The organism is Oligoflexus sp., from assembly GCF_035638955.1.
GTDB lineage: Bacteria > Bdellovibrionota_B > Oligoflexia > Oligoflexales > Oligoflexaceae > Oligoflexus.
Genome location: NZ_DASQYZ010000056.1, coordinates 40,291 through 53,408 on the forward strand (window position 1 = coordinate 40,291; position 13,118 = coordinate 53,408).

The window sequence follows — 13,118 nt, forward strand, 5'->3', positions numbered from 1 at the left end:
CTGGACAAACTGGAGAGTATTATTCCATGAAGACCACGAGCATTAAACCCTCTGATATCAAAAAGCAGTGGGTTCTGATCGACGCTACCGGTCAGTCAGTCGGCCGATTGGCTTCCCAAATCGCATACATTCTGCGTGGAAAGCACAAGGTAAGCTTCGTCCCTCACTTGGACAACGGTGACAATGTCGTGGTGGTGAATGCCTCCAAAGCCGTGTTCACAGGCCGTAAACTTGAAAACAAATTCTATTACCACCACTCCGGTTACATCGGCGGTATTAAGGCTGTTGTGGCCAAGGATTTGCTCGCAAACAAGCCAGAGCGCGTTCTTGAACACGCTGTGCGCGGCATGCTGCCCCATAATAAACTCGGTCGCAAGGTTTTCCATAACGTGAAAATCTATGCAGGCAATGAGCATCCCCACGACGCTCAGAAGCCCGTTGCTGCTCCCGCTCGACTCGTGAAGTAAGGAAGGACCGATCATGGCAACCAAAGCTATTCATGCTGTTGGCAAGCGTAAGACATCGATCGCTCGCGTTTACCTGAAGCCAGGTAAAGGCAAGATCACGATCAACAAGCGCGATATTGAAGAGTATTACCTGCGCGCCACGTCCAAGATGGTTGTTCGTCAACCTCTGGAACTGACCGGCAACGTCGATAAGTACGATATTCTCGTGAACGTAATGGGTGGCGGCCTTTCCGGTCAAGCCGGTGCGATCCGTCACGCTCTCAGCCGGGCCCTGTCCGAGCTGGATCCTGAGTACCGCAAAGTGCTGAAGGCTCAAGGCCTCATCACCCGCGACTCGCGGAAGAAAGAGCGTAAAATGTACGGTCTTAAATCCGCACGCGCTCGCTTCCAGTTCTCGAAGCGCTGATTTTGGCTGTTCGAGATTTTTGGGTTTCGTTTCGGCGCTCAAGCATTGCTTAGCGCCGTTGCTCTTGCGCGAAGGACCGTGCTCTTATGGCTGAAACCATTGATGCTATAGATATCGAGTACACAGAAGACGATAAGGTTGTCGTCAAGCAGCTGGATAAAAATATCCTGACCCGCGGTAGCTGGACCACGATCATGTTCCTCTACCAGGAGCTGGATAAAAATACGGATGCTTACGGCCCGCCTAAAGTTTCGATTCGTCGTTACCAGAAGCGTAACGGGGTTTATCGTCAGCAGAGTAAATTCAATATTTCGAGCGCAAAACAGGCTCATGAAATGATTGAAACCCTGCTTAAGTGGTACCCAAAGGATGGCACAGCTTTCGTTGTACCGGAAGCCCAGGCCTGATTGAGAATCCAGCAATCCATTAAAGCCAGCGGGACTTTCGGGTCTGCGCTGGCTTTTTACTGACCTTTTTTCCCAACCTCAGAACAGTGAATCATCAACTTTAGGTTTGAAGAGCCGCACCAGGAATGGCCTTTTCTTGCGCTTTTTGGGCTTTCCCTTCTCCAGGCGATCCAGCCGCTCCAGGCGCATTTCAATATGCTTCATCGAACGCAGGGTTTGCTGCAGATCGGTGCAATTGCGCCAGCTGCTGCGATCCACCTCAAGGCTTGGGAAGGTCTGCATGGGGCCCGAGGCTGGATGCCAGGCGTGCACGGGCAGGCTGGTGAGGGTTTCGATCGTCCCCGTGTAAAGCGAGAGCTTATCGATCATCGTGCGGCTTTGGTCGGCCGACATGATATGCAGATGATCATTCCGGCTTAAGGTGAAGATCAGGCTTGTCAAGGCCACCAGGGCTTCCTGGGCGATATCATCGGCGACTCCACTCAACGCGAAAAAGACAAAGCCTTTGCCAAAGTGCTTATTGGGGAATGATTGCAGTTCGGCCCAGCCTTTGGCGGGACCCGTTTCCTCGTCCTTATAGATCCAGTAAGCATCCAGAGTAGGGGTCTTGCGACGCCTGTGGCGGTAGAGTTTGGGTCGTGCGAATATTTGCTGAGGGTAGGACTGTCGCTCCCGGGCGAAATACTCAAAATCTGTGGGCTCCCAGCGACTGCTGTGCTGCCAAAGGCCTTGAGAGAGGCGCAGCGGGAAATCTTCATAGCTCGGTTGGTGCAGGAAACTCGGCATTTTTTTCTCTCATCGCTGGCAAATCTTATTTGCTATTATGAACAAGTCTCAATGGAAACTGAATAGGAGACTCAGCCGTGTTTAATCCGCAGAAAAAAGGGGGCGCGGGCCCTGGGAAAAAGGATCATCCGAAGGACTATGCGGTGACGATTATCACCAGCGGCTGTCATTTTTCGGGCAAACTCTATTGCAAGGGTTCGACCCGCATCGGCGGCAAGGTCGATGGCGAGATCGTTTCGGAAGGCCTTTTGATCATTGAAGAGGAAGCGATGATTTCGGCTGAAGTCAAAGCTGAGGATATCGTGATTCAGGGTCATCTGCGCGGCACTGTGGAAGCTCACGGCAAGGTGGAACTGAGTCCCACCTGTGTCTTTGAAGGCGATATCATCACGCCCGTGCTCGTGGTGCAGGAAGGTGCGCAGTTTAACGGCCGCACCACCATGGACCCGAATCGCATTATGGATCGTCAGGGCACCCATGAAAACAGCAAGACCTACACGCCACCTTATTTAGGCGGCGCGATCCGTCCTGACGAGCTGACCAAAGTGGACCTTGCCATGAACGGTCCTGAAATTAGCGCCAATCTTTGAAGTCACACGGCTATTATCGTTCCAGGTTTCCTTTGGAAACCTGGATTTCGGTATTTTCTTGCCGCGCCTCCATCCCCTCGGCATTATCGTGATAGACCCATTTCAGGTCTCATCATTTGTTTTGCCGTGGAAGGACGCCATGAAAAGGCTTGTAACGTTTTCCTTGCTTGCTCTCAGTTTCAGTGGATGTACTCAGGAATTTCAGAACAAGATTTCCCGAAGTGTTCAAAACTGGACCGGTACCAACGGCGTTTTGGATATCATCAGTGATGGGAAGTTGATGTACCGCTTTATAAATATTGATAAATTAACAACAGCAACGGCGACAGGCCAGGGCATGAGCGGCGAATCCCGCGCCTATCGCTTTGGCTATGGCGTTATGGATAAGAACTTCAATCTGGTCGCCGATGAAGACGAAAAGAAAGTCTATTTCGAGATCAGTGATTTCGCGACGAACTATGTGTTTTATGAGAACCCGAATTAAGGATTCTGCATGCGACCCCTCCATCTCGCGCTCCTTGGTTTCTTGCAGCTCACGGCCTGTACCAGCAACGAGTCGGTGTTTTCAGATAAAGTCACTGTGGATCCCATCACGGATCGGGGTGGACCTCCCAAATACGTTGCCGCCCAGGGCCAGCAGCCCGTGAGTGGTGGCGGCAAGGTCACATGGTTTACCTGCACGCAAAGCCCGGCCGCGGGGTTCATGGTTTTGATCAATCCAGGACCTCAAGGCTGGACCCAGGATGAAGTCTGCAAAGCGGCTCCAGCCTTGGCTTTTATGAATCGTGGTCTGAATGTAATGGCCATCAATCGGCCTGAAAAGGAAACCCTGGGCGACGACACCGCCCTCAGTCAGGTCAAGACCACCGTGGATTCTTTGGCCAAAGATAATAGGCGACTGGAAGGCCTCTGGTCGATGGGCGAGGGCAGTGTGTTGGCTCTGCGTTTGGCCAGGCAGTATCCTTGGAAGGTTCTGATCATTGGCAATGGGATTTATGATTGGGAAATAACAGCGAAAGACAGCGCTGACAAGAGTTTGCTCGACCGCGTGAAAGCCATGCCGGGCAGCGATGACCCGAACTTCGCGGAAAAGCGTTCCGCCGCATGGGATTTAAGCGGCCTACCCAAATTGATCTATCTCTATCATGGCGGCAAAAACTCGCAGGTCAGCCCCCATCAAGCCACGCAGTTTAGAAACTCTCTGGCCGCTAGCGAGCACAAGGTCGAATTGTATATTCTGGAAGAGGATAACCAGGACCTTCGTCCGGATTATCATCGCGGCGTTCTTGGCAAGATTCTGGAAAATTATCAGAAGCCTGAGTAGAACAGCTGATCTTATGCATAACTGGCATCCCAAAGGTGGATGTCGCGCTTTTTGGGCAGGAACTGCCGATTCACGGAGGGCTGCGGCACGGTAATATAGAAACCGGGTGCCTCTGTCTGTTTTGGCTTTTTTGTTTGGCCTATAGTTGCTATTTCATTCTGCTGGCAGGGTCTGCTGAAGCCAACTTTTAGAATCATGGCGAACATCTGCCGCCCAATACCCAAGCATGTAGGGAGACGATATGGCATTTGAGGTCCGTTTTCCGGTCGTAGGAGAATCCGTCCAAGAAGGACAGGTCTATAAATGGCGCAAAAAGACCGGCGAATTCGTCAAGCGTGACGAGGTTTTGGTGGAAATCGAAACCGATAAGGCCACTGTCGAAATCGTTGCCGAAGCTGAAGGGACTTTGACCATTCAAAAGAACGAAGGCGAAACGATTGCTGTTGGTGAAATCCTCGCCTCGATCGATACCGCTGCCAAAGCTCCTGCTGCAGAAGCTCCTGCTGCTGCTGCACCCAAAACTGCGGCCCCTGCTGTGCCCCCGCCGCCTGCTGCCAAAGCAGCTGCGGGCAGTGATCCTCGTCCTCAAAGTCCAGCCGTCGCGCGCATGGCGGCTGAGCATCAAGTCGATACATCAGCCATCGCGGGAAGTGGCCGCGGCGGTCGTGTTACCAAGGATGATATGGTTGCGCATATGGAGAGCCCCAAGCCGGCTGTGCCTGCGGCAACTCCAGCTCCGGCTCCCAAAGTTCCAGCTCCAGCAGCCGCGGCGCCAAGCGGGGCTCGCACCGAACGTCGCGAGAAGATGAGCCGCCTGCGCCAGCGCATTGCCGAGCGTCTGGTGGAAGCTCAGCACAACGCTGCGATGCTCACCACCTTTAACGAAGTGGATATGAGCGCGGTTATGGAGCTGCGCAAGCGCTATAAAGATCCTTTCAAGGAAACTCACGGCGTTGGCCTGGGCTTCATGAGCTTTTTTGTCAAAGCCGCTGTCCAGGCTTTGAAAAATTTTCCAGCCATCAACGGCTACGTGGATGGGACTGATATTGTTTATCATGATTACTACGATATCGGCGTTGCGGTCTCGACCGAGCGTGGTCTCATGGTGCCCGTGGTACGCGATGTCGATAAATTGAGTTTTGCCCAGATCGAAGGTTCGATCATGGATTTTGCGAAAAAAGGCCGTGACGGTAAAATTTCGCTCGATGACCTCGCGGGCGGAACGTTCACCATTTCGAACGGTGGAACGTTCGGCAGTCTTCTGTCGACACCGATCCTGAATCCACCGCAAAGCGCTATCCTCGGCATGCACAAGATCGAAGACCGCCCTGTGGTGGTGAACGGTCAGATCGTGATTCGGCCGATGATGTATCTGGCCATGTCCTACGATCATCGCATTGTGGATGGCAAGGAAGCGGTTGGCTTCCTCGTGAAGATCAAAGAAAACATTGAAGACCCAGCCCGTCTGCTGCTTGGAGTGTAAGGGATATGGCGGAAACTAATTTTGATGTGGTGGTGATAGGCGGCGGTGTCGCAGGTTATGTGGCAGCCATTCGCGCCTCCCAGCTCGGATTGAAATCGGCTGTGATCGAGGGCCGGGGCACTCTGGGCGGTACCTGTTTGAACGTCGGCTGTATTCCCAGCAAAGCGCTGTTGCAGTCGAGCGAAAATTATTCACACGCGAAGCACAAGCTGAAAGATCATGGTGTCATGGTTGATAAGGTCAGCTTGAATCTTGACGTCATGATGAAACGCAAGGACGCCATTGTTAAAAAACTGACGACCGGCGTTGAATTCCTCATGAAGAAAAACAAGATCACCTATCTGAAGGGCTTCGGTTCCTTTATCGACAAAAACACCATTAAGGTGGCGATGAGCGATGGGACCGAGCAAACCCTGCAGACGAAAAATACCATTATTGCAACCGGCTCGGAGCCGATTGAAATTCCTATCGCGCCTTTTGATGAAAAGCAGGTCCTGAGTTCCACCGGGGCGCTGGCCCTTGAAGCTGTGCCCGAACATCTGGTGGTGATCGGTGGCGGTGTGATCGGTCTGGAGCTGGGTAGCGTTTGGGCTCGCCTGGGTGCCAAAGTCACCGTCATTGAAGCGGCTGACAGCATTCTGTCCACGATGGACAAGGATGTGGTGCGCGTCATGAAAAAAACTCTGGGCGCGGAAGGCATGGAATTCCATGAAAAAGCCCGCTTCACGGAGTTGAAGAAGAGCGGCAAGAAACTTACGGTCGTGGCCGACAAGGGTGGTGACACGGTCAATATCGACTGCGACAAGGTTCTGGTGGCTGTAGGCCGTCGCGCCTTTACCAAGAACCTGGGTCTCGACAAAGTCGGCATCACACCCGAGAAGAATGGCAAGATCAAAACCGATGGGCACTACGGAACCGGCGTCGCCGGCATCTATGCGATCGGTGATGTGATTGATGGCCCCATGCTGGCCCACAAAGCCGAAGAGGAAGGCGCAGCCTGCGCGGAAATCATTGCCGGCAAGCCAGGCCACATGAATTACGAAGCCATTCCGAATGTTGTTTATACCTGGCCTGAAGTGGCTGCCATTGGCATCAATGAGCAGGAAGCCCAGGCCAAAGGCATTGAAGTGAACATCGGTAAATTTCCTTTTGCTCCCAACGGCCGCGCCATGGCCTTTGGTGAAACAGAAGGGTTTGTGAAGTTGATTGCGGATAAGAAGACCGATCGCTTGCTCGGAGCGCACATCGTGGGCCCTTTTGCCTCCGAATTGATTGCTGAGCTGGCGATGGCCTTTGAATATTCTGCCAGCGCGGAAGACGTGGCCCGTTCGGTTCACGCCCACCCGACCCTGGCTGAAGTTATTAAAGAAGCAGCTCTGGCTGTGGATAAGAGATCATTACATAGTTAACGGGTCATTCACTGAAGAAGGATTCAAGAGATGAAAGGTGTCATCGACGGTGGGAAGTTCACCTATGCGAATGGTGCAAACGTAGCCTTCCTGGAGAACCTTTATAAGGAATACAAGAACAATCCGGATGCTGTGGATCCTTCGTGGAAGCTGTTTTTTGAAGGATATGAATTCGCCTCTTCGAGTTCCAAAGGAATGTCGACGGGCGGCGGCGCGCAGGATGATTCAGAAGCCCAGGTTGAGCATTTCATCAACCTCTTCCGACGTCTGGGCCACCTTTCCGCTCACTTGAACCCGTTGGCTCCGAAACCAGCTCTGGCCAATGATTTGCAGCCTGCCAAAGCAGGTCTCAGCAATATCAGCGATAGTCAGACCTTTCACCCGGCAACCCTGCCCGTCAAAGGTCCGATCAGCTTCGGTGAAGTGCATTCGCTCCTTCAGGATACTTACACCCGCACCATCGGTGCTGACTTCCGCGATACGCCGGATAATGAAGCCGTGGAATGGTTGCAGCAGCAGATGGAAAACTGCCGCAATCGTCCTGCCATTGATAGTGAAACCAAGGTCCGCATTCTGAAAAAACTCACTCAGGCCGAAGGCTTTGAGAAGTTTTTGCAGGATCGTTACCTCGGCCAGAAACGTTTCTCGATCGAAGGTCTGGATACCATGCTCGTCCTTCTGGATGTGGTGGCCGATGAAGCCTCCAAATCCCAGGTGGAAGAGATCGAAATGGGTATGGCCCACCGCGGTCGTCTCAACGTGCTCTGCAATTTCATGGGCAAACCCTACGAGCTCATGATCAAGGAATTTGAAGGCAGCGAGATTGAAACTTATGGTATTGACGGTGACGTCAAGTATCACAAGGGTTATTCGTCGGTGATCGAAACCATGGCTGGTAGCAAGGTGCGGGCTTACCTGTCACCGAACCCCTCGCACCTGGAAGCGGTCAACCCTGTCGTGGAAGGCTTCGCTCGCGCGCGTCAACGCATGCTGGGCGATGTCAACTGCACCAAGGTTTTGCCCATTTTGATCCACGGTGACGCGTCGTTTATCGGTCAAGGCCTGGTGGCGGAAACGCTCAACCTTTCCGAACTGACTTCGTATCGCACTGGCGGTACGGTGCATATCATCTCGAACAACCAGGTTGGTTTTACCACCGATCCGGAAGATGGTCGCTCCTGCCGATATTCTTCAGATATCGCCAAAATCGTGCGTGCGCCTGTGTTCCATGTGAACGCCGATGACCCTGAAGCTGTGGTCTGGGCTGGACGCCTCGCCACCGCCTATCGTCAGAAATTCAAAAAAGATATCGTGATCGATCTGATTGGTTACCGCCGTCATGGTCACAACGAAACGGATGAACCGAGCTTTACCCAGCCGATCATGTACCAGACCATCCGCAATCATCCCACCGTGCTGACTCAATTCGGTGAGAAGCTGGTGAAGGAAGGCGTGATGACTCAGGACGCGGTCGCCGCGGAAATGAAAAACTTCCGCGACATGCTGCAGACTGGAATGGAAAAGGTACGTGCGGGCCAGGTGAAGATTCTGCCAACCGTTCCGCGCGAACTGGAAAACAGCACCAAGCATGTGAAGGCGACCGAAGAGGATCTCTTCCGTCCTGCTGAAACTGGCATTAAAGCCAATCTGGTGAAGGAAATCGTGGCCAATGCCACCAAGGTTCCCGCCGGCTTTAAACCCAATCCCAAGATCGAGCGTCTTTTGAAATCCCGCCAGGAAATGGTGGAAGGCGAAGGCAATATCGATTGGGGTCTGGCTGAGTTCCTGGCTTACGGAAGTCTGGCCCTCGAAGGCAAGCATGTTCGTCTGTCAGGGCAGGACTGCAAACGCGGCACGTTCTCCCACCGCCATGCTGTGATTCGTGACTTTGAAACCGGCGCTCCTCTTGCCCTTTTGAATCAACTGGGCAAAGGTCAGGCGGAAGTGGAAGTAATCAACAGCCCCCTCTCGGAACAGGGCGTGATGGGCTTTGAATTTGGTTACTCGGTGGCTGACCGTGATGCCCTCGTTCTGTGGGAAGCGCAGTTTGGTGATTTCGGTAACGGCGCCCAGATTATCATCGATCAGTTCCTGGCCGCTTCGGAAGCGAAGTGGAAGCAGGCCTGCGGTCTTGTTCTGCTCCTGCCTCATGGTTATGAGGGTATGGGTCCGGAACACTCCAGCGCTCGTCCTGAACGCTTTCTGCAGCTTTGCGGTGATTTCAATATTCAGGTGGCGAACCTGACGACGCCGGCCCAGTTGTTTCATATCCTGCGCCGTCAGCTCTGTCGTCCTTTCCGCAAACCTCTGGTGATCATGACACCGAAGAGTTTGCTCCGTCATCCAGCGGTGGTTTCCAAGACCAAGGAATTTGTCGAAGGCCGTTTTGTGGAGGCCATCGATGACCTGACACAGAAGGCCAAAAACAAAGTTCGCCGCGTGGTCTTCTGTACGGGCAAGGTTTTCTTTGAACTCGACAAGGAACGCACCGAACTCGGCGTGAACGAGCAGGTGGCTCTGGTTCGCATTGAGCAGCTTTATCCTTTCCCGGAAGAGCTGCTGAAGAAGATCATGGCCAGCTATCCCGAAGCCACTGAAGTGCTGTGGGTGCAGGAGGAGCCTTCCAACATGGGCGCCTGGACCTTCATCCGCCATCGCCTGGAAGCGCTCTGTAACGAAAATCAGGAACTGCTGTACTGCGGTCGTCGTGATGCGGGTACGACCGCAGAAGGCTATACCAAGGTGCATGAGAAAGAGCAGAAACGCATACTCCAGGAAGCTCTGACGCTGTCAGAAAAGGCTGATAAAAAGGCCAAAAAGACCAAGTAAATGATTTCGTCTCCGGCCCTGGTCCCGAGTGATCTGTGCCGGAGATTCATTTTTCACTTTCGCCTTGAACGCCTCGTCCAAATACGTCTTGACTTCATTTGCCAAAATCATTAGCGTCTTTTCCACTTCGCTGATGCGAGGTTCGCAGTTTTGGAGAGGTGGCCGAGTGGTTGAAGGCGCACGCCTGGAAAGCGTGTAGGTGGGTAACCGCCTCGAGGGTTCAAATCCCTCTCTCTCCGCCACGCTTTTAAAGCGCAGCGTGATAGCTGGATTCCGGATGGTACTGCTCCGTGAACCCCGCCAGGACCGGAAGGTAGCAACGGTAGCGGGTGTCAGTAGGTGTTCGGGCCATCCAGCTATCACGGTGCGCTTTTTTGCATCTTGTTCTTCAGCTCCCGATCGGCGAAAAACGATCATCCAGAATTTTTTCTGCCGAGGGAGTGTCCCGTGTCCTACGTTTCTTTGGCCCGTAAATATCGCCCGCGTCGATTTATTGATATGGTGGGACAGGAATCCACAACCCTTGCGTTGACCAACGCCATCCGTCTCCGCCGTGAACCTCATAGTGTAATTTTCACCGGTGTCCGTGGGGTCGGCAAGACCACCAGTGCCCGCATCTATGCCAAAGCCTTGAACTGTGAAAATGGACCCACAGCGGATCCGTGCGACGTCTGCGCGAGCTGCATGGCGATTGTTGCCGGCAATCACGAGGATGTGCTGGAAATCGACGGCGCGTCCAATACCGGTGTGGATGATGTGCGTGCCCTTCAGGAAACGCTGAGCTATGTACCCCAGCGCTCCACCTATAAAATCTATATCATCGATGAAGTTCATATGCTGTCGATCAGCGCGTTCAATGCGCTGCTGAAGACACTTGAGGAGCCGCCGCAGCACGTGGTCTTTATCTTTGCGACCACGGAATTGCATAAGGTGCCGGAAACGATCCAAAGCCGTTGCCAGACGTTCCATTTGCAAAAGATCAGCCGCCCCGTGATCATCGAACGGGTGCGTTCCATTCTGACTTCCGAGGGGATTCCCTTCGATGAGGCCGCGCTGGGTATTGTCGCGCGTGAAGGCCGTGGGTCCATGCGTGATGCCCTGACCATGCTCGATCAGGCGATTGCGGTCGGTGGCGGGCAGGTGAGCGTGGATGCTCTGCGGAATATGGTCGGCAGCAGCAGTCAGGCGCTGCCGGTGCTGGAGCTTATGGATGGCCTTTTGCGCAAGGACGCTGGGCAGATTCTGGAAGTCATTGCCCGTTGGGACCAGGAAGGCCTGGCCATGAGTACGCTCGCCGAGGAAACGGCCAAGGCTTGCCGGAATGCCTTTATTTTAAGAGATTTGAAGGGTCAGGCCATCGATCTGCAGCTGCTGGAGCTGGAAGACCGCGAGCAGCAGATGCTGCTGGAGCTTGGCGAAAAAGCTGCGCCGATGGATTTGAATCGCCTCTTCCGCCAGCTGGCCAAATGTCTGGATGACCTTCGTCACTCGGATCTGGATCGATTTGTGCTGGAAAATTATTGTCTCGAATGGTGTTTTGATCCTGGTTTGCCTGATTTGCAGAGCCTCATGAACCTTATTTCAAGTGGCCAGCCTTTGCCTCAGGTCACGGCCCGGCCTGCGCCGCAAGCGGCACCGGCTGAAGGTTCCGCTGTCAATCTTCGTGAACGTTGGAAAACCTCGTCACCGGCGGCTCCAGCGGCGCGTCCTGCATCGACTCCTAACAATACACCAGCAGGACCAGGCCCAGCTGCAGTGGCGCCACCGGCATCGAAACCCATCCCTGCGCCGCCCGGAAAAGCAACGTCGCCTCAGGCGCATTATGAAAAATCCCTGACACCACAGCCGGGACCAGGCGCCGGCAGCCAGGCGGCTGCAGTCACTCAACCCATGTCGATGGCCCGACCCTCTGAAATACCGATAGCTCCGCCTCAGGGATTAGCCGCTGTCAGCCAGGCAACTGCTTTGGCACAACCGATGTCCAGGCTGGAGCCAGGTGAAAAATTGCTGGCTCCACCACCGGCATCAGGTGCCGTGAATCATGCGGCAGCTGTGCCCCAGCCGACACCGAAGGCGCCACCATCCGTGGTCGCACCATCTGGCGACGAACCAAGGTCGACGACGCAGCCGTCTGAAAAATCCACGGCGCCACAGCCAGGATCAGGTGTCGCGAGTCCCACGGTACCTGTGCCCCAGCAGCCATCTGAAAAATCCGCATCTCCACAGTCAGGCTTCAGTCCAGGCCCAACAGTTTCCAAAGCTCAACCGGTTGGAATGGAACAGCCTAAAAAGTCCGTAGCTCCACAGTCGGCAGCAGATATTGCTGCGTCTGCTGCACCTCTACCATCCGGCATGTCCTCACTGGCTCAGAGGTTGGCACGCGTTCAGGCCGCGCAGGCAGCCACTCAAGCTGCAGCGCTATCAGTACCTCAACCATCGCCGCTGGCTCAGGCTGCATCAAGGCCTCCAGTTGACCTCCGTCCGCGGGACACCGCGCCTGCTGACACCCGCAGCGCAGTGGATAACAAATCGTTATCAAGCGCGCAGCCAGCAGCTCCGCAGCCAGCTGAGCGGTCACATGACATTCAAAAATCACCGATGAATTCTTCGCCTGGTCGCCCAGGTGAGCCGGCCGCAGCGCCGTTCGCGGCGCAAGCGCAACGTCTGGCCAAACCCCAGCCACCGGCTGGAAACCAGATGAAAAGTGGAGCGCTGCCGAGAAAAGGGGCTCAAGGGCCATCGACGCCGCCTGACCCCTTACCGCCTTTCGATCCAGCCGATGATGAAATGCCACCCTGGGTCTTGCAGGAAGAAGCCGCTCGTCACGTCGGCACCCTTGCACCACTCGACGAACCCGTAATCCCCGAGCCGCCCAAAAACGAAAGCTTTCTGCAGCAGATGGCGCGACGGGCTCCAGCCACGCCGCCCGTTGAAGCACCTAAGGTTGAAATTCCGGTGGCACCACCAGCGGCGGTTCACGAACCGGTCTGGCCTGACAACTGGCGTGCGTTCGTCGATGAATGGAAAAAACAGAAACCACTGCAGGGCCGTGTTCTCGAGGAAGCTTATCTTCTGGAATATAGTCAACAGCGCATACGTTTGGCGGTGGAACCCACAAGCATGGCCGGTGGCAAGCTCCTGCAGCAGGACGTCAGGCGCCGTCTGATGGAGCAGTTCACGCAGCTCTTTGGTTTCAACGGGGTTCTCGAAGCGGTTCCCAAGGCTGATGCTCATCCCGCTCAAGGAGGAGGAAATCAATCCCCGTCCCCTGATCTGGGCGAAACATTGCTCGATGTGAAAAACCGCGAGCGGGAAGTCGCCCGGGAACAGCTCCGCCATCGATTGGAAGAGCACCCGATGACCCGTGAGGTAATTTCCCGTTTTGGTGGTACAATTGAACAAATCGAGCTTCAATAG

The 13,118-nt window shown here is 54.4% G+C and carries 11 protein-coding genes, 1 tRNA gene and 1 other RNA gene; 12 read left to right on the forward strand and 1 reads right to left on the reverse strand.

Annotated elements, in window-relative coordinates:
- The first annotated feature begins 26 nt into the window (after window positions 1-26).
- The 3 genes from rplM (at window position 27) to VE954_RS05605 (ending at window position 1,280) form a co-directional block, all read left to right on the forward strand.
- Entirely contained in the window at window positions 27-467 is a 441-nt protein-coding gene (gene rplM, locus VE954_RS05595; protein ID WP_324950528.1) for a 50S ribosomal protein L13, read from the forward strand.
- Between the two features lie 13 nt (window positions 468-480).
- Window positions 481-873, forward strand: a complete 393-nt coding sequence (rpsI, locus tag VE954_RS05600; protein WP_324950530.1) for a 30S ribosomal protein S9 — start codon at window positions 481-483, stop codon at window positions 871-873.
- An 86-nt stretch (window positions 874-959) separates the two neighbouring features.
- Entirely contained in the window at window positions 960-1,280 is a 321-nt protein-coding gene (locus VE954_RS05605; protein ID WP_324950532.1) for a hypothetical protein, read from the forward strand.
- 78 nt (window positions 1,281-1,358) lie between these two features.
- On the opposite strand, the gene VE954_RS05610 is transcribed toward VE954_RS05605, so the two are convergent.
- Window positions 1,359-2,066, reverse strand: coding sequence for a hypothetical protein (locus tag VE954_RS05610; RefSeq protein WP_324950533.1), 708 nt, complete (start codon window positions 2,064-2,066; stop codon window positions 1,359-1,361).
- 77 nt (window positions 2,067-2,143) lie between these two features.
- Between VE954_RS05610 and VE954_RS05615 the strand changes: the two genes are divergently transcribed.
- The 9 genes from VE954_RS05615 to dnaX all read left to right on the forward strand — a co-directional run bounded on the left by VE954_RS05615 (window position 2,144) and on the right by dnaX (window position 13,118).
- Window positions 2,144-2,656 (forward strand): polymer-forming cytoskeletal protein, encoded by a 513-nt coding sequence (locus VE954_RS05615; RefSeq protein ID WP_324950535.1) that lies wholly within the window; start codon window positions 2,144-2,146, stop codon window positions 2,654-2,656.
- Between the two features lie 139 nt (window positions 2,657-2,795).
- Window positions 2,796-3,140: a hypothetical protein gene (locus tag VE954_RS05620; RefSeq protein WP_324950537.1), complete on the forward strand. Its 345-nt coding sequence runs from the start codon at window positions 2,796-2,798 to the stop codon at window positions 3,138-3,140.
- A 9-nt stretch (window positions 3,141-3,149) separates the two neighbouring features.
- On the forward strand, window positions 3,150-3,980 hold the full coding sequence (locus VE954_RS05625) for a hypothetical protein (protein ID WP_324950539.1): 831 nt from the start codon (window positions 3,150-3,152) through the stop codon (window positions 3,978-3,980).
- Between the two features lie 241 nt (window positions 3,981-4,221).
- Complete coding sequence (odhB, locus tag VE954_RS05630) at window positions 4,222-5,463, forward strand: 2-oxoglutarate dehydrogenase complex dihydrolipoyllysine-residue succinyltransferase (RefSeq protein WP_324950541.1); 1,242 nt, start codon at window positions 4,222-4,224, stop codon at window positions 5,461-5,463.
- Window positions 5,464-5,468: 5 nt separating this feature from the next.
- On the forward strand, window positions 5,469-6,872 hold the full coding sequence (lpdA, locus tag VE954_RS05635; RefSeq protein WP_324950543.1) for a dihydrolipoyl dehydrogenase: 1,404 nt from the start codon (window positions 5,469-5,471) through the stop codon (window positions 6,870-6,872).
- A gap of 30 nt (window positions 6,873-6,902) precedes the next feature.
- Window positions 6,903-9,701: a 2-oxoglutarate dehydrogenase E1 component gene (locus VE954_RS05640; RefSeq protein ID WP_324950545.1), complete on the forward strand. Its 2,799-nt coding sequence runs from the start codon at window positions 6,903-6,905 to the stop codon at window positions 9,699-9,701.
- Between the two features lie 152 nt (window positions 9,702-9,853).
- Window positions 9,854-9,943 (forward strand) — tRNA-Ser (locus tag VE954_RS05645).
- 22 nt (window positions 9,944-9,965) lie between these two features.
- Window positions 9,966-10,062: signal recognition particle sRNA small type (gene ffs, locus VE954_RS05650), an RNA gene on the forward strand.
- Between the two features lie 86 nt (window positions 10,063-10,148).
- Complete coding sequence (gene dnaX / locus VE954_RS05655; RefSeq protein ID WP_324950547.1) at window positions 10,149-13,118, forward strand: DNA polymerase III subunit gamma/tau; 2,970 nt, start codon at window positions 10,149-10,151, stop codon at window positions 13,116-13,118.